Here is a 16531-nt window from a genome sequence, read left to right on the forward strand (position 1 = left end):
CATTCTTTTGGCTAATATGAATTAGGCGTCAGCGTTTATGATTGCTTTGCCAGATAGAAACCAATACCCAGAAAAACCCCAGGGTTGCGCATGTAAAGCCGAGAAACGCGAAGGCTTGAATGCCGAATATGTAAGGCCCCCTTTCTATCGTCGTGATAATGGAGGAACCGATAATGAGCGCGGCGGTTATAATGCCCATGGTTAGCCTACTCATGGCATTATCGTTCTTATTGACGTAATAATCGAAATGCCTGACGTTGATATCGACCTGGAGAGCGCCTTTACGCGAAGCATGCAGCAGCTTGCGCATATCTTTCGGTAAATTGGATACCATATCGGCAACACTGATCAAATTACGCCAGCCGCGCCGGGTGATAGCTTCCGGCCTGTAGCGTTCCATCATGATTTGCTCAAGATAAGGCGCCGCGAAAACCAGTGTATTAAATTCAGGATTAAGATGTCTGCCAAGGCCGTCCAGGGTAATATAAGCCTTGATCAGCAAGGCCAGATCCGCCGGCAGAATCAGATTATGATCCCTTAACAACGCCATCAGGTCAGTCATCATATCCGTCAGGCTCAAATCCTTGACCGCAAGCGAACTGTACTGGTCAACAAATGCTTCTATCTCCACGGTAAGCGCCTGTTCGTCCACCGTCGGATTGTCCGACCAGTCTTCAAGAATCTCAACCACTCTGGCAGGCGCATGGTTGACCATGCCGTACAATAAACTGACTACCTGCTCCCGGCGCTCTTCGGTTAAGCGACCGATCATGCCGAAATCGATGAAGGCCAGTTTATTACCGTGCAGATAAAACACATTTCCCGGATGCGGATCGGCATGAAAGAAACCGTCTTCCATGATCATCTGCATGACGGCCCTGGCGCCTCGATCAGCCAGCAGCTTTCTATCCAGCCCTTCACTTTCGACGGACTCCAGGTCCCTGCCAGGTATGCCTTCAATGTACTCCTGAACATTCAGTCTTTCACCGGTCCACTGCCAGTAAATTTTAGGAACTCTGATATTGACATCGCCGCTTAAATTGAGAGCGACCTGTTCCGAATTCCTGCCCTCACTGGCAAGATCGAGTTCCCGGCGCAAGGATTGGTTGAACTGACGCAGTATGTTCCGTGGATGAAAACGTCGAAGCTCCGGCTCTTCGGATTCGGCGATATCCACAATACGTTGCAAAAGCCGCAAATCGGCTTCAATGATTTTGCGCAGGCCGGGCCGGCGGACCTTCAAAATAACCGGTGTTCCATCCTTGAGAAAGGCTTTATGAACCTGAGCGATGGACGCAGCCGCCAATGGTTGTCTGTCGACATATGAAAAAATATCATCAATGCGGCCACCGATGTCTTCTTCAATCTGTGGAAGCAATTCTTCAAATGGGATGGGAGGCGCCTGATCCTGAAGTTTCTCGAATTCAGTAATATAGGCTGGCGGGAATACGTCGACGCGGGTGGCCATAATTTGCCCCAACTTGATATACGTGGGCCCCAAATCCTCGAGCACGCGCCTGATGCGTTGCGGGGTTTCGAGCCTCACATATTCTTCCACATGCTGCCAATGCAGCACTCTTCCCGCTCGTTCCAGCGCCTGACCCATGCCCAGGACACGCACAAAGCTGCCAAACCCATAACGTATCAGTATGGTAGCTATATCTTGAGCGCGGCCCAGATCCCTGGCTGCGTTTAACATTTGCCACAGCATGTATTCCGCCGATGTTTATTTTTTGGCCTGAGATGACCGCAGACTTTCAGCAATGCCCGCTAAAATGCCGCTGCCAATCTCGGCTAATGCGGTAGTGGCCGCCACCGTGCTCGATATAAGCGTGCCTGTACTAATCTTCGGCAGATCCTTCAGCGCATCCATGGCGATGGAAGCCTGCTCGCCAACAGCCGTACCGCTTTGCCGTGCGTGCGTACTAAAATCATTGACAATGTCGGTAACGATTTGATTACCGTCTTTGGCAATTCTCTTTACCGTATCCAGAAACAGTTCTTCCAGCCGCTGTATATCGTCAGTGGCCTTGTTCAAATCATATTGAGAATAGTCGCTGACCTTGGAAGCCGCCTCCTGGATAGCCAGTTTCGATGCTTCCGCAGCCTTCGCCAAGGCGTCATCCAATGCCGAGACTGCCTGTGTAAAAGCTTCCCTGGAATATTCGCCCCGGTCTCCCATCGCATCGCCGATGCCTTTAGCGACGGCATCCGCCACCTTGGTGATATTTTCCATATCCAGTTGCCGTTCCGTCAGCGCTTTGAGGGTAATATCCTTAACTCGCTGATAGATATCCGAACCCGAATCGACCGCGTCGCGGACTGCTTCCTGTACATCTTCATGTTGGTTTGATTCAGTCATCGCCGTTCTCCAAACGCCTGTAAAATTAAAATACCCTTTTTATTTTTTAGAAAGTAAAGACGCGGTAGGGTTCATAGTGGTTTATATTCAAGTCATACAAGTTCTATGCCTGCTAATACTGGCAAAATACAGCTATTCCAGTTCTATCCCTCCCTTAATGCTATAAGTCAGGTTTATAGCGGGAATATCAAGCGTCATTGAGACATCAAGTGTCTCGGAACCGTCCAGTTTTCCCGATTCAATCGCCTGGGCAACAGCGTGCTCAATTTCCCGCTGCGATGTCACGCCGACTTTCTTGAGATATTTTCTGATTTCCATGTTAAAAGTATCTTCATTCATATCGACCTCCGTGGATCAAACTTCGAAATTATGTACTTTTGTAATTGTTTATACGGCGATTCTGGCGTTTAATCGTATTTGATATATTTAAACCGCGGATCGTCAGGTGTGCCTTGTAAAGCACCGCCTTCCTTGCCGGGTTGCCAGCAAATCACTTCCTCGATTTTTTTAGCCAGTTCAAAATCCTTATTGGTAATGCCCTTGGCCTCATGATTCATCAATTTAACGATCACAAAGGCATATGAAATGCTGAGATCGGGATGATGAAAAGCTGCCTCGGCCAGATGCCCGATAGTGTTTACGACCATCAGCGTGGCTTTCCAGCCGCTGGTTTTGTATTTGCGGCGGATCCAGCCGTTTTCGAGATACCAGTGCGGCAACTCTTCTTTCAGTCGCGCTTCTACTTCGGTATCGGTATAGGTTTCTTCTTGTTTGCGCTCTCTCCAGCCCATAAATGACCTCCTCTCATATTTGATTACTAATTTCAGTTTATAAACTAAAGTTAAAAAACAAACCAGCAATTAAATCCTGAAAACTATCGGACCGTGCGAATCGTGAAACAATTAAAATGATTTTATATATTTTTGTTGCGTTAACAATACCCTAGGTAATTAGCCCAATTGCGCCATCTTGAGTTATCGGAAACAATGCCATCCTGTCCAGTGTTAAAAGGTAAATATAAGTTAACTTCCGTTTAAACAATGAAAAGGACGGCTTTATGTTTAATAATAAATTGATAAATTTTATCAACTTCCTGATCAGTCTCAGCACACTGGTACTGCATTTTCTGATCAAAGAATTGTCTGTATCCTTAAAACATACCAAAAAACATACCAAAATTCGACATCTTAACCGTTTGCCTCTGCCCGAAAAGCAGGATGAAGGCATATAAAAAACAGGTCGACTTCTAATAATCAGGCAGCCAGCCTGATACCGAGATAATCCGATGGGGCTAAGAAACAAATCTTAAGCCTCATTGACCTTCCGAACCTCCCGGACCTTCCGTTTCAGGCTCGAGTTGAGCGGCTCCGCAACCTTTCTGATAAAAAATAAGCGACGGCGGGAATGGCACGATATCAATGGTCAAGGTTGTTTCTTTTTGAAACGTATCAGCAGGATCCGCTACGGCATTACGGAAATTTATAGTCAACTGTTTGGCCAGTTTCTGCTGTGCCTCATCCTCTCCCAAGACAAAAGGGTCTTCGGCAAGATTAGTGGCTTCAACAGCTTCCTCCAGGGCATCGATTGAGAAAGCCTGTATTTTATTCTCGAATTCGGCGAAGATTTGCGGGCCTTTCTCGGTCTTGATCCGTTCTATGTCGTCAGCATCGGCATAGACCAGGAACACGCCTTTAGCGCCTTGAAAGTCATTTTTGCAGACGCCGCCGTCCATTATTCTGACCAGCTTCAGGGATTTATCGCCTTTGGTGATGGTAAGCGGCGGATTTTGACCGGACATGTCCACTGTGCCTTCAGGCATAACTGGCGTCTCTGTGGTTGCAGACACCTCTGCGCCTTCCTCCTCTTTGACTTCTTGAGTCGCGCACGCCGCCAGCATAATAAATAGCATACCTGTCAAAAATTTTACGCTTGCCTTCATAATTACTCCTTTTGTGATTGTTAGCGGCCGAGACGTGTCATCCGTCCTATTATAATCGTTAAGAAACCTTCAAGATAAGATATAGATTGAGCTATTTAGCCAAATAGCTTCGGATAGATTGGCTGGCTTTTTAGAGCGTTAGCGTGCCATTGCGATAGTCGCGAAAAGCCTGTTCAATTTCTTCATGGGTATTCATGACAAAAGGGCCGGATTGAACGACAGGCTCCCGTATCGGCCTGGCGGCCAGCACTAAAAACCGGCTATCGTAATCGCGTGTCTTCAGCTCAATGTCAGTGCCTGGCGTTAACAATCCCAGTTGACCTGTCATTAATGAATTGCCGGGGCCGCCGACATTGAGATCCCCCTCATAAACATAAGTCAAGACGGTCTGCTGTGCGTCCACGGGAATATGAATACCTTGCCCTTTAGTCAGCAGGACATCGAAATAAAGCGGTTGAGTGGCAACGCCCATTACCGGCCCTGATACTTTTCCGGCGTCCGACACAAATTCCCCTGCAATCACTTTCACATAGCCATCATTGGCAAGCGGGACGATAGGAATCATTTCAGCGCCGAATTCCTGATAGTGCGGCGGTTTCATTTTTTCACTGGCCGGCAGATTGATCCATAGCTGAAAGCCGTGCAGCAAGCCCTGCTCCTGCTCGGGCATTTCCGAGTGGATAATGCCATGGGCCGCCGTCATCCACTGTACTGATCCGGGTTTCAAATGCCCTTCATTGCCCAGATGATCGCGATGACGCATCGAGCCCGCCAGCATATAGGTGACCGTTTCAAAGCCTCGATGCGGATGTTCGGGAAATCCGCCGATGTAATCGGCGACGTTGTCGGTGGCGAATTCATCCAGCAAGATGAACGGATCGAGCAAATCCTGCCGCGCACGGCTTAAGCAGCGTTTGAGCTTGACACCACTGCCATCGGATGTGTCGAATGCGGTAATAGTATCTGCAAGTTGTCGCGTCTTTGAGGTCATGACATTGGCCTTTTCAGTAATTACCAGTCTACGGGCAAGACGGCAAGGGATTGCCGCTATTTACGCGTAGACTGTAGGCCTAAACGTTTGTTCCGGCAGCCGGGCTAATCATGATGAGCCTTGAAATGCCCACAGCAAGGCGCCCCAGACCAAAAAAATGACACCGCCCGCTTTACAAATAATCGCTGCCTTAACAGGCAACCATTTTTCGACAATAACCAGCAGGGTAATCAGCGCCATGGCCGGCAGATTCATCACCCCGACGGCAAACATGATCAGCATCTGCGCCCAGCAGCAACCCAAACAGGTCGCCCCATGTCTGAGCCCCATGATCAGCACGCCCGCGACACCTTCGCGCCATTCATTGAGCAGAAAGCCCATAGGGGACTTGCAATGCGTCAGACAGGCGTTTTTTACCGGCAGAAATTGATAAATACCAGCCAGGAATAATACGCCGACGGCCAAGGCCGTACTCTGATTATCCATCATCGGCGACAGCCAGGACCAGCCATGAAACTGCCATTGCAGCAATGTCAAAACACTGCTGAACAGGAACCAAACTAACAAGTAGGCCAGACTGAACAGGTAACTGAGCCGATAAGGCGCTTTTGCGCGTCGTTGGCAGACGCGATGAAAAGCCAGAATCATAGGAATGGCGGACGGCAGCATCATAGCCGCCATCATGACCGCCCACATGTTGTAAACCAGCGCGAAATCCGTAAAACGCCAGGCCGCCGTCTCGGATGGCGGCATCCACATCTGCGACATCGGCAGTGATTCTTGCTGCCAGTGCTGATGGAAAAGCCAGCCCCAGGCAACAAGAATGACCGCCAGTAACGTGCCCAGAACACGCGTTTGCGCTTTAAACAAAATGATTAAGGCCCGTAGGTAAATGCCGAGAAAAAGCCGTTACGTTCGGAAAACGTCCAGTCCTTGTCATAATCCTGATAGCGGTAATGCTTCGACCGGCTGACAATGGCCGGATGGCTCGTCACCACGCACAAAGGCGGATTGTTGATCGTTGCCGGCCCGCCAGTAATGCCCGCGATGCTTTCTATCTCGGCCTGGGCTATGCCGGGAATGGTCAGTTGCCGGCTGATGCCCTGCCCCTGGTAATCGATTTTTACTTTTTTAACGCCCAGCATCTCGCCGACGAAGCTCGTCAGAACAGCCGGATGCCCGCCTTGCTGGCCGCTGAAAATCTGCACAATCGCATCAAGCTGGCTTTCGGTCGCGCGCTCATCGACATACAAAGCCGCCTGCCAGCCGCCGTCTATCATCAGTCCCGGCGCATAACAGGCCAAGACGACATTCAAGCCATCCAGAGATTGACCGTCCAGATGCCCCTGGTCGATATGCCAGGCCACCAGCAGCTTGCAATCGCCCTCGGTCGGCGGTTGCAGCCAGACACATGGACACGCCGTTTCGCAGTTACAGGTTTCAAAATAATCGCCTTGCAAGGACCAGTTCTTTATTTGCGGCATAACGCTCTCCTAAAACGGTTCTTTGAACGGTCGCAGATCCAGTTCGTGCGTCCACGCGCTCGGATGCTGCTTATGTACAGCCCAATAAGTCCGGGCTATCGCATTCAGTTTCAACAGACCCTCCTTGCCCTTGGCCTTGACGTAATCGGGAAATTGCTGTCGGGCGCGATCGCCGTCTATGACGCCGTCTATCACCGCATGCACGACATGAATGCCATGCGGCGAGAATTCCCGAGCCATGCCCTGGGCCAAGGCCCGCACACCGGCCTTTGCGCAGGCAAAGGCCGTAAACGGCGGTTTAGCCCGTAACGAGGCCGTCGCACCGGTAAAGAACAGCGTGCCCTGGTGCCGGTCCTTCATGGCATTTACGGCGGCTTTGCCGAACAGGAACGCCCCCAGGCAATTCTGTTGCCAGAGCTTGGTAAAAGTCTCCTCATCGGTTTCCAGCAAAGGCCCCGGAATATTGCTGTCCACGTTATAGGCAGCAATATCGACCTGAAATCCGCCAAGCTGCGCCATTTTGAACAAATGCTCGACATCGCGCTCGACGGTGGCATCGGCAATTACGGAGGTGACCGCGCCGCCCTTTTGCCGGATCACGTCGGCAACGCGCCGCAGCTTATCTTCACTGCGGCCGGCGATGAAAACGTGTAACCCTTTTGAAGCAAAATACTTGGCGAGTGTCGCGCCGAGTCCTTGCTCTGGACCAACACCAATAATAACGGCTGAACATGGCTGCACTATTTACTTTCCCGCTTTGGTTGCCTCAGGCACTTCGATTAATTTCCCTGATTTGACGTCATAAATATAACCGTAAACCGGAATATCGGACGGCACCAGGGGATGCGACTTAATACGTATGACATCTTCGAGCACGCTTTGTGCCTGATCTTTAATCGTCAGCCAGTCGATATATTTGCCTTCCACCGAGCCCGGACCTTCGCAGCAGTCGTGCCAGCCGTTTTCGTCGATGGAGGCGGTTTTCAAGCTGCTGCTCAGCAGATCACGCATGATCTCGTCGTTAAACGTCTCCATGCCGCAATCGGTATGATGAATGACGAACCATTCGCGCGTGCCGAGCAGTTTATACGAAATGACCAGCGAGCGGATCGCATCGTCGCTGGCGCGGCCGCCTGCATTGCGGATCACATGCGCATCGCCTTCGGAAAGTCCCGCATATTTAGCCGGGTCCAGGCGCGCATCCATGCAGGTCAGGATCGCGAAATGGCGGCCTGGAGGCATCGGCAGATCGCCTTTGTCGAATCCGGCCGCATAGTCGCGGTTCGCGGCAATCACTTCGTTTAATATTTTGCTCATAAGCTACCTCGCTCCTGCTTACTTTCTGCCGAATATCAGCGAGAAATTATTGGACGGCATATCGATTTGTTCCTTTAACTCCAGGCCATGCTTTTCGGCTGCCTTTTTCAGGTCGGCTACATCCTTCAGCCCCCATTCCGAGACGCCGGCGGAACTCAGCGTTTCATGGAACTCCTTGTTGGAATCGGTCGTGAATTGACCTTCGACCCGGAAAGGCCCGTAGATCAGTAGAAAACCGTTGTCATCGAGCAGATAGGAAGCGCATTCCATCATACCGTCGGCTATCGAAATCGGCGCGACCTGAAAAATATTGATGCAGAAAATGGCCGAGAACGAACCCGCTTTGCCGGGATTGAACCAAGTAGTTGGGTCGGTCAAATCCAGATGGACCGGATCGGCGATATTGTCGTTGCTGTGATCGACCGACAGTTGCTTGATGTTGTCGAAAACGCTTTGGTCTTTATCGGACGGCTGAAAATGCAAATGCTCGAAATGCGGCGCAAAATAATTGATATGCATGCCGCTGCCGCTGGCCAGTTCCAGTACGCGGCTTGGATCTTTAGGCAGCTTGTCTTTTAGTACGCCTAAAAGCGGTTCGCGGTTACGACTGCCGGCCCAGGCGACATATTCACTTAAAGGATGCGGATCTAAAGGCGGTTTTTGCTGATTCATGGTTAATCTCTCATTTGTTTTAGTTTTAAGGTGCGATTCAATAATCAGCAAATGCCATGCCAGTTAATTTATATAATATTTACTTTTAGATACAATGACTTAAATTTTTACTTTACCCAATTAGTGAAGTCATGCTTCAATGAGTGAAAATTCATTTCACAAAGCGGTCAAGCAATGAGTAATAACTCTCTTTCCGATTTAACCCCCGTGTTTTTTCTGCAGACTTTCATCCTTGAATTGATGCATGCCAGCGAGCAACAGGGCCAAAAGCACTGCGAGCAACTGATCGAACACATCGCCAGAACGGCCGGCTGCTTCTTTGAGGAAACCTATCGCAGCGATACCGGCAAAAACGGCCTGCTCGATCGGGAAAGCTACATAGAGCTTATTCTGGGGCTCAAGAACAATATCGGCGGCAAATTTTCGCTGGCTTCGAGCAACCAGGACTGTATTACCGTGACCAGTTCCAGCTGCCCTTTCGGCGACCGCGTGACCAATTTTCCTGAATTATGCGGCATGACCTCGAGCGTGTTTGGCGGCATCGCGGCCAGAAACTTCGGTTACGCCAAGGTTGAAATCAAAAAGAGCATCGCCCGCAATCACGGCAGCTGCGAAGTTTGCGTCTACACCAACCACGATGCCGGCAAGGACCGTTCCGGCATTGAATACACCGATACGACGCCGATCAAGGAAAAACAGGACATCGACAACCTGCAGGAGCGCATCGAGGAAAGCATGCAGCAAATCTGGCGCAAGCAGGCCAAGGCGCCCGCCAAAAAGCACCAGCCGCCGGCCATCATCGCGAAATCGCCGGCCATGCAGAAAGTCCTGCAATCCATCGAAGTGATTGCGCCGACGCTGGCCACGGTATTGATCGAGGGTCAGACCGGCGTCGGCAAGGAACTGGTCGCGCGCGCCATTCATGCCATGAGCGAGCGCTGCCAGAAACCGTTCATTCCGATCAACTGCGGCGCCATCCCTGAAAGCCTGATCGAAAGCGCCCTGTTCGGGCATGAAAAAGGCGCCTTTACTGGCGCCGTGGAAGTGCATCAAGGCTATTTTGAGCGCGCCGAAGGCGGCACGCTGTTTCTCGACGAAGTCGATTCCCTGTCGCCGGCCGCGCAAACCCGTCTGTTGCGCGTGCTTCAGGAAGGAGAACTGGAACGGGTCGGCGGCAAGCAAACCCTGTCGGTCGACCTGCGCATCATCTCCGCAACCAACCAGGACCTGGAAGAACTGGTCAGGCAGGGTCGGTTCCGCCATGACCTGTACTACCGCATCAACGTGGTCCGGCTCGGCATTCCGCCTCTGGCCGAACGCCCCGAAGACCTGCCCTATCTGGTGCAACTGATCATTCAGCGTCTGAACAAGAAGTACAACAGACAGATTGAATCGGTCAGCCGCGAAGTCATGCAGAAGATACGCGCCTATCCCTGGCCCGGCAACGTCCGCGAACTGGAAAACATCCTCGAACGCAGTCTATTGTTCGCCCGGGGCACGGAAATCACCGAACTGGATCTGGCGCTTCCGGCTTCGGCAAACTCCGGCAACGACTGGAAAGATATCAAGGAAAGCGCCCTGGCCAGAGTCGAGCAAGCCTATCTGGAAACGGCGCTAAAAGCCCATCAGGGCGACGTCAACAGAATCGCCGAGAGCATGGGCATCACTTCACGCGCCGTCTACGGCAAACTGAAGAAATATGAGATTAATCTGGCTGAGTACCGGAGTCTGAAAACTTAACCGTTGTTAGACTCTGAATTTTTCACCACGAAGATCACGAAGAACACGAAGTTGTAGCGCTGTAGGCTGGGTTGATAAACCCAGCTTTGGGCGCCGCCCATGCCGGGTTTCCGCTAAAGCTCCAACCCAGCCTACACATATTTCGTGGTTTTTATGCGGCGCGCCTTTCCTGATACTGCAACACCAGACTGTACAGCACCGGAAACACCAGAAGACTCAGCATCAGCACGCTCAGCATGCCGCCCAGCACCGGCGCGGCGATGCGTTGCGTGACATCGGCGCCGCTGCCCGTCGCCCACATGATGGGAATCAGGCCGACGATATTACAGATCGCGGTAATGGCCACGGGCCGCACGCGCAAAGCTGTCGCGGCTTCGGCGGCATTCTTGATTTCTTCGGCCGTCAGCGGGGCTTTTTTCAGCGCGCGCAGGCGCTCCATTTCCATGTCGATAAAACTCAGCACCATGATGCCGGTTTCGGCGGCCGTGCCGGCCAACGCGATAAAACCGACATAGACGGCAACGGATAGATTGAACCCGTAAGCGTAAATCAGCCAGATGCCGCCGATCAGGCCGAACGGGATAGTCAACATGACCAGCAGGGGCTCGACAAAATTACGGAACGTGAAATACAGCAACAGGAAAATCAGCAGCAGCGTGACCGGCACGACAACCCGCAGACGCTCCGCGGCGCGCTCCATATACTCGAACTGGCCGGACCAGGTGACGGTATAGCCGGCCGGGATCTCCAGATTTTCGGCCAGCGTCTGCCTGGCGCGACTGACGAAGCCGCCGATATCGGACGTCGTGATATCGACATAAACCCAGGCATTGGGCCTTGAACCCTCGCTTTTAATGACATCGGTGCCGCGCCTGAGTGTCAGATCGGCCACCAGCGTCAGCGGTATCTGGGCGCCCGTAGGCGTCGGCACCAGCACGCGCCGCAAGGCGCCGATGTTATCGCGCAGATCGCGCGGATAGCGCAGGTTGACCGGATAGCGCTCCAAGCCCTCCACGGTTTCGGTGATGTTCATGCCGCCGATCGCGCTCTGGATGACATCCTGCACATCGCCGACAGTCAGGCCGTAACGGGCCGCCGCCTCGCGATTGATATCGAAATCCAGGAAATAGCCGCCGACCACGCGATCGCCATAGGCCGACAAGGTTTCAGGCAGCGTCTTCATGATCTGCTCGATCTGCTGGGACAGGGATTGCAGAACATTCAGGTCAGGCCCCGACACCTTGATGCCGACCGGCGTCTTGATACCGGTCGACAGCATGTCGATGCGGTTCTTGATCGGCATGGTCCAGGCATTGGCCATGCCCGGAAACGTGATCGCCCCGTTCATCTCGTCCATCAGCTGTCTGGATGTTTTGTCGGGATCAGGCCACTGGTTTTTGGGCTTCAACTGGATCGTCGTCTCGATCATCATGAGCGGCGCCGCATCGGTAGCGGTCTCGGCGCGCCCGACCTTGCCGAACACCCGTTCGACTTCGGGAAAGGTTTTCAGAATCTTGTCGGTCTGTTGCAGCAGTTCACGCGCCTTGGTGATCGAAATGCCCGGAAAGGTGGTCGGCATGTACAGGATGTCGCCTTCATCGAGCGGCGGCATGAACTCGCTGCCGATCCGTGACAACGGGTACAGCGTCGTCGCCATCAACAGCACGGCCAGCAGTATGGTCAGACCGCGCCAGCGCATCGCCACTCTCAAAACCGGCCCGTGCAGAAAATGCAGAAAGCGGTTGGCCGGGTTCCGGTGCTCGGGGATGATCCGGCCGCGAATGAAATAGCCCATCAGCACCGGCACGACCGTGACGGTCAGAATGGCTGCCGCAGCCATCGCATAGGATTTGGTAAAGGCCAGCGGACTGAACAGCCGCCCTTCCTGCGCCTCCATCGCGAAAATCGGTATGAACGAGACGGTAATGATCAGCAGCGAGAAAAACAGCGCCGGGCCGACCTCGCGCGAGGCGTTGCCGATAGCCTGCCAGCGCTCGCGAGCGGTCAGTTCGGCCTGTTTCCTGTGGGCCGCGTCGGCCAGATGCTTATGCGCATTTTCGACCATGACAATCGCGCCGTCGACCATATCGCCTATCGCGATCGCGATGCCGCCCAGCGACATGATATTGGCATTCAGGCCCTGCCAGCGCATGATGATGAACGCGGCCAGAATCCCGAGCGGCAGGCTGACAATGATGACCAGCGACGAACGCAGGTGCAGCAGGAACAGCGCGATCACGAGGCAGACGATGATCAACTCCTGGGTCAAGGCTTCATTGAGCGTATCGACGGCCCGTTCGATCAGGTTGCCGCGATCGTAAACGGTCACGATTTCCACGCCTTCGGGCAGGCCTTTCTTGAGTTCCTCGAGCTTGGCGCGCACGCCTTCAATGGTTGCCAGCGCGTTCTCGCCGAAACGCATGATGACGACGCCGGCCGCGACTTCGCCCTCGCCGTTCAGTTCCACGAGGCCGCGCCGCAATTCCGGGCCGATCTGGACGCGCGCGACATCCTGCAGGCGCACGGGCGTGCCGTTGGCGTCGACGCCGACCGGGATGGTTTTCAGGTCGGCGATCGATTTGATGTAGCCCAGTCCCCTGACCATGTATTCGGTCTCGCCCATCTCCAGCAGACGGCCGCCGACGTCGTTGTTGGAACGCTTGATGGCCGTAATGACGGTCGACAGCGGAATTTCATAAGCCTGCAGCGCGTTCGGGTCGACTTCGACCTGATACTGCTTGACGAAGCCGCCGACCGACGCCACCTCGGCGACGCCGGGCACGGTCTGCAGCGGATAGCGCAGATACCAGTCCTGAATCGAGCGCAGTTGCGCCAGGTCATGGCGGCCGCTCCTGTCGACCAGCGCGTATTCGTAAATCCAGCCGACGCCAGTGGCATCAGGACCTAATGTGGGCGTCACGCCCTGCGGCAGCCGCTCCCGTACGTAATTCAGGTATTCCAGCACGCGCGACCTTGCCCAGTAAATGTCCGTGCCATCCTCGAAAATGATATAGACGAACGACAGACCGAAGAAGGAATAGCCGCGCACGACCTTGGCATGCGGTACGGCCAGCATGGCCGTCGTCAGCGGGTACGTGACCTGGTCCTCGACGACCTGCGGCGCCTGATCGGCGTAATCCGTGAACACGATGACCTGGACATCGGATAAATCAGGGATCGCATCGAGCGGCATGCGCTGATACGACCAGATCCCCGCAACAGCCAGGATCAGAGCCGCTATCAGCACCATGAAGCGGTTGGCCAGCGACAGGCTGATAATGCGACTAATCATGCTGATGCGGCTCAGGCGCCATCATTTTTTTTGTCGCTTCGCGCAGATTGGACTCGGAATCGATCAGGAACTGCGCCGATGTCACGACTTCCTCGCCCTCGGCCAGGCCCTCGCGTATTTCGATGTGACCATTGGAAGCCAGCCCCAGCCTGACCGTGCGAGGCTCAAACCGGCCATCGCCCTGCACGACGAAAACCCGGTCGCCGGCGCTGGAACGAACCACGGCCTCGGCCGGAATCACCAAGGCTTCCTGCCGCCTGCCGGCCTGAATCGTGACTTCGGCGAACATGTCAGGCTTCAACAGCAGCTCGGTATTATCAAAGACCAGCCGCACCTTGATCGTGCGCGTTTTGGCCTCGGCATACGGATAGATGAACGCCAGATGCCCCTTGAAAACCTTGCCGGGCACGCCGGCCAGCCGCATTTCCACCGGATCGCCCTCCCTGACCCAGGGCAGTTCATACTCGTAAATATCGGCGTATACCCAGACCTTGCTGAGGTCGGCGATCATATACAATTGCGTGGCCGGCGTGACGTACTGCCCTTCACGTGCGCCAATCTCGATCACGATGCCGGCCGCCGGCGTGTGAATGTGCAGGCTCTTCTTGATTTCATGCGTATGGGTCAGGTCATGCAGCTGATGCTCCGGCACGTCCAGCAGTTTCAGGCGTTCGCGCGAGCTGTTGACCAGTTCCTCGGCGCCGCGCCGGATCTCCTCTATCGGGCTTTTCTTGAGTACTTCGAGATTCTTCAGGGCCAGCACGTATTCCTGCTGGCTGGCCACCAGTTGCGGCGAATAAACGCTCAGCAAATCGGTGTTCTTCTTGACCCACTGGCCGGTTTTGTCGACCGACATCGCCTCGATCCAGCCTTCCGTTTTCGGATGCAGGCGCACGATGCGCTCCTCGTCGTAAGCCACGCGCCCTACCGCGCGGATTCCCTGCGACAGCGTTTGCCGGCTCGCCCTGGCGGTGCGCACGCCGATATTCTGCGTCGTCATCGGGTCGATTTTGACGGTGCCGGCTTTTTCTTCGGCCTGCTCTTCGTCGGCATAGACCGGAATATAGTCCATGCCCATGCTGTCCTTGGCCGGCACCGGCGAGGTCACGTCCGGATTCATCGGGTTGCGGTAAAACAGCGGTTTTCTGGGTTCTGCCGGTGTACTGACCGGCTGTTCATGAACCATTTGCCGGCTTGCCAGCCAGTAGCCGGCACCTAATCCCAATGCCAGCATTAAAATAGCTATTATTGCTTGTTTAGTCACTGATGCTACGCGGTTAGTTGAATCCATATTGGCTTAAGCCTGTGTAGGCTGGGTTGGAGCTTTAGCGGAAACCCGGCATGGGCGGCGCCCAAAGCTGGGTTTATCAACCCAGCCTACACTGCCCCTATAAACCCGATTATTCATAAATCTCATCGCTGCCGACGGCGGCGCTTAATTGCGCCAATGACTGATTAGCCTCAGTGAAAGCCTTCCAGTATTGGGTTTCATAATCGAACAGCGTGATCTGGCTGCGCACCAGGTTGAGAAAATCGACCTTGTTGACCTGATAGCCGCTCAGCATCGAAGCGACGGTCTGCTGCGCCTGCGGCACGATGCCGGTTTCAAACAGCACAAACTGCTCCCTGGCGCGCCGGTAATCGCTGTAGCTTTGCGAAATCTGCGAGCGGACATTGTTCCATTGATCCTGCAATGCATATTTCTGCTGCATCAGTTCGCTGGTACGCTGATCTACCGCCCTGGCCTGTTTCTGGCCCGCGAAAATCGGCACGTTCACGCGCACGCCCAGACTCAGCAGATCCGAGCGCCTGTCACCCGTTGGCATATCGTCGCGCGCACCATAAGAAGCATCGACCATAAAGTCGGGCAGATAGTCTTTTTTCGCCAACTCCAGCCGCGACTGCGCGGCATTGATATCCTGGCGTCCGCCCTCCAGCACAGCCCTCGACGCTTCAGCCTGCTCATAAAGCCGGTCTTCCGGCAGCACGGCCGGCAGTTGCATCGATGCATCGGCCGGCAGTTTAAGTTCGCTATTGGCCGGCCTGTCCAGTAACGCATTCAGCCTGGCGGCGGCATTGCGCCGCAATGCGGTCAGGTTTATTTTCTGATCGAGCAGCTTTGATAATTCAAGCTGGGCCAATAGCACGTCCTGCTGCAGGCCTTCGCCGACTTCGTATTTGGTCCGGGCGATATCGACGAACTGATGCAGCAGAGACTGGTTGTTATCGACAATGCCAAGCGCGCGGTCCAGATAAAAGATCAGCCACCAGGTGGTCTTGACGTCGCTGAGCAGACGCCGGCGCACTTCCTGCGCGTTGTGCGTTGCCGCGGCCGCTTCATAGGCGGCCGCCTGCTCGCGCAGAGCCAGCTTGCCCGGAAAAGGAATCGCCTGCGTAATGCCGACCAGAAGCTGGGTCATATCCTCCTGGCGGGTATCGAAGTTGTCCACGGGCAGGCTCATGGCGCTAAAGCTGATTTCGGGGTCCGGCAAGGTGCCGGCCTGCGAGGGAATATCCGCCATCGCCTTGGCCCGGGCCAGCATCTGCGCCAGATCGGGGTTATCCTGGACGGCCAGTTCGGCTGCGGCTTGCAGCGTCAAAACGGTCGGCTCTTCCGCACAGACAGTTCCGCCGGCCAATAAAAGCGAGGCTAAGGCAATATGCTTGAATAGAGTGGGCGGCGGCATGATATCCTCATAGTAAATCCGTTAAGCCAATGTACCTAGTTTAACTG

16 protein-coding genes are annotated in these 16531 nt (G+C 54.0%); 2 read left to right on the top strand and 14 right to left on the bottom strand.

The annotated features are described in order from the left end of the window. Positions 1–28: 28 nt before the first annotated feature. From METLU_RS0111020 to METLU_RS0111035, 4 genes are all read right to left on the bottom strand, one after another. Complete coding sequence (locus METLU_RS0111020) at positions 29–1711, bottom strand: ABC1 kinase family protein (protein ID WP_027158256.1); 1683 nt, start codon at positions 1709–1711, stop codon at positions 29–31. Positions 1712–1726: 15 nt separating this feature from the next. Further along, entirely contained in the window at positions 1727–2362 is a 636-nt protein-coding gene (locus METLU_RS0111025; RefSeq protein ID WP_027158257.1) for a DUF6781 family protein, read from the bottom strand. A gap of 132 nt (positions 2363–2494) precedes the next feature. Beyond that, the gene (locus METLU_RS0111030) at positions 2495–2701 is read right to left on the bottom strand and encodes a DUF6494 family protein (protein WP_027158258.1); all 207 of its coding nucleotides are present in this window, start codon (positions 2699–2701) and stop codon (positions 2495–2497) included. 68 nt (positions 2702–2769) lie between these two features. Further along, the gene (locus METLU_RS0111035) at positions 2770–3153 is read right to left on the bottom strand and encodes a 4a-hydroxytetrahydrobiopterin dehydratase (RefSeq protein ID WP_027158259.1); all 384 of its coding nucleotides are present in this window, start codon (positions 3151–3153) and stop codon (positions 2770–2772) included. 266 nt (positions 3154–3419) lie between these two features. Here METLU_RS0111035 and METLU_RS27910 point away from each other — a divergent pair, with 266 nt between their 5' ends. Next, on the top strand, positions 3420–3593 hold the full coding sequence (locus METLU_RS27910; protein ID WP_155920538.1) for a hypothetical protein: 174 nt from the start codon (positions 3420–3422) through the stop codon (positions 3591–3593). An 81-nt stretch (positions 3594–3674) separates the two neighbouring features. On the opposite strand, the gene METLU_RS0111045 is transcribed toward METLU_RS27910, so the two are convergent. The 7 genes from METLU_RS0111045 to METLU_RS0111075 all read right to left on the bottom strand — a co-directional run bounded on the left by METLU_RS0111045 (position 3675) and on the right by METLU_RS0111075 (position 8765). Next, positions 3675–4301, bottom strand: a complete 627-nt coding sequence (locus METLU_RS0111045) for a hypothetical protein (protein WP_027158260.1) — start codon at positions 4299–4301, stop codon at positions 3675–3677. A 130-nt stretch (positions 4302–4431) separates the two neighbouring features. Beyond that, a complete protein-coding gene (locus tag METLU_RS0111050) occupies positions 4432–5292 on the bottom strand; it encodes a pirin family protein (RefSeq protein ID WP_027158261.1) in 861 nt (286 codons plus the stop codon). A 108-nt stretch (positions 5293–5400) separates the two neighbouring features. Beyond that, on the bottom strand, positions 5401–6162 hold the full coding sequence (locus METLU_RS0111055) for a DUF2182 domain-containing protein (RefSeq protein ID WP_231383589.1): 762 nt from the start codon (positions 6160–6162) through the stop codon (positions 5401–5403). 5 nt (positions 6163–6167) lie between these two features. Further along, positions 6168–6776, bottom strand: a complete 609-nt coding sequence (locus METLU_RS0111060) for a DUF1326 domain-containing protein (protein ID WP_027158263.1) — start codon at positions 6774–6776, stop codon at positions 6168–6170. A 9-nt stretch (positions 6777–6785) separates the two neighbouring features. Next, the gene (locus tag METLU_RS0111065) at positions 6786–7520 is read right to left on the bottom strand and encodes an SDR family NAD(P)-dependent oxidoreductase (RefSeq protein ID WP_027158264.1); all 735 of its coding nucleotides are present in this window, start codon (positions 7518–7520) and stop codon (positions 6786–6788) included. Beyond that, positions 7521–8093, bottom strand: a complete 573-nt coding sequence (locus METLU_RS0111070) for a beta-class carbonic anhydrase (protein WP_027158265.1) — start codon at positions 8091–8093, stop codon at positions 7521–7523. It abuts the gene before it with no gap. 18 nt (positions 8094–8111) lie between these two features. Then, positions 8112–8765 (bottom strand): DUF938 domain-containing protein, encoded by a 654-nt coding sequence (locus METLU_RS0111075; RefSeq protein WP_027158266.1) that lies wholly within the window; start codon positions 8763–8765, stop codon positions 8112–8114. A gap of 174 nt (positions 8766–8939) precedes the next feature. Between METLU_RS0111075 and METLU_RS0111080 the strand changes: the two genes are divergently transcribed. Further along, positions 8940–10505, top strand: coding sequence for a sigma 54-interacting transcriptional regulator (locus METLU_RS0111080; RefSeq protein ID WP_027158267.1), 1566 nt, complete (start codon positions 8940–8942; stop codon positions 10503–10505). Between the two features lie 151 nt (positions 10506–10656). On the opposite strand, the gene METLU_RS0111085 is transcribed toward METLU_RS0111080, so the two are convergent. The 3 genes from METLU_RS0111085 to METLU_RS0111095 form a co-directional block, all read right to left on the bottom strand. Next, positions 10657–13797, bottom strand: coding sequence for an efflux RND transporter permease subunit (locus METLU_RS0111085; protein WP_027158268.1), 3141 nt, complete (start codon positions 13795–13797; stop codon positions 10657–10659). Further along, the gene (locus METLU_RS25170) at positions 13790–15061 is read right to left on the bottom strand and encodes an efflux RND transporter periplasmic adaptor subunit (RefSeq protein WP_196806620.1); all 1272 of its coding nucleotides are present in this window, start codon (positions 15059–15061) and stop codon (positions 13790–13792) included. Before METLU_RS25170 ends, METLU_RS0111085 begins: the two co-directional genes overlap by 8 nt. Before the next feature lie 136 nt (positions 15062–15197). Continuing rightward, the gene (locus METLU_RS0111095) at positions 15198–16484 is read right to left on the bottom strand and encodes a TolC family protein (protein WP_027158269.1); all 1287 of its coding nucleotides are present in this window, start codon (positions 16482–16484) and stop codon (positions 15198–15200) included. Between the last annotated feature and the right edge of the window lie 47 nt (positions 16485–16531).

This window comes from Methylobacter luteus IMV-B-3098 (assembly GCF_000427625.1).
GTDB lineage: Bacteria > Pseudomonadota > Gammaproteobacteria > Methylococcales > Methylomonadaceae > Methylobacter > Methylobacter luteus.

Bases quoted from the DNA above. Each gene is read 5' to 3' on its own strand.
- METLU_RS0111020 (WP_027158256.1), bottom strand. From the start codon at position 1,711: ATGCTGTGGCAAATGTTAAACGCAGCCAGGGATCTGGGCCGCGCTCAA.
- METLU_RS0111025 (WP_027158257.1), bottom strand. From the start codon at position 2,362: ATGACTGAATCAAACCAACATGAAGATGTACAGGAAGCAGTCCGCGAC.
- METLU_RS0111030 (WP_027158258.1), bottom strand. From the start codon at position 2,701: ATGAATGAAGATACTTTTAACATGGAAATCAGAAAATATCTCAAGAAA.
- METLU_RS0111035 (WP_027158259.1), bottom strand. From the start codon at position 3,153: ATGGGCTGGAGAGAGCGCAAACAAGAAGAAACCTATACCGATACCGAA.
- METLU_RS27910 (WP_155920538.1), top strand. From the start codon at position 3,420: ATGTTTAATAATAAATTGATAAATTTTATCAACTTCCTGATCAGTCTC.
- METLU_RS0111045 (WP_027158260.1), bottom strand. From the start codon at position 4,301: ATGAAGGCAAGCGTAAAATTTTTGACAGGTATGCTATTTATTATGCTG.
- METLU_RS0111050 (WP_027158261.1), bottom strand. From the start codon at position 5,292: ATGACCTCAAAGACGCGACAACTTGCAGATACTATTACCGCATTCGAC.
- METLU_RS0111060 (WP_027158263.1), bottom strand. From the start codon at position 6,776: ATGCCGCAAATAAAGAACTGGTCCTTGCAAGGCGATTATTTTGAAACC.
- METLU_RS0111070 (WP_027158265.1), bottom strand. From the start codon at position 8,093: ATGAGCAAAATATTAAACGAAGTGATTGCCGCGAACCGCGACTATGCG.
- METLU_RS0111075 (WP_027158266.1), bottom strand. From the start codon at position 8,765: ATGAATCAGCAAAAACCGCCTTTAGATCCGCATCCTTTAAGTGAATAT.
- METLU_RS0111080 (WP_027158267.1), top strand. From the start codon at position 8,940: ATGAGTAATAACTCTCTTTCCGATTTAACCCCCGTGTTTTTTCTGCAG.
- METLU_RS0111085 (WP_027158268.1), bottom strand. From the start codon at position 13,797: ATGATTAGTCGCATTATCAGCCTGTCGCTGGCCAACCGCTTCATGGTG.
- METLU_RS0111095 (WP_027158269.1), bottom strand. From the start codon at position 16,484: ATGCCGCCGCCCACTCTATTCAAGCATATTGCCTTAGCCTCGCTTTTA.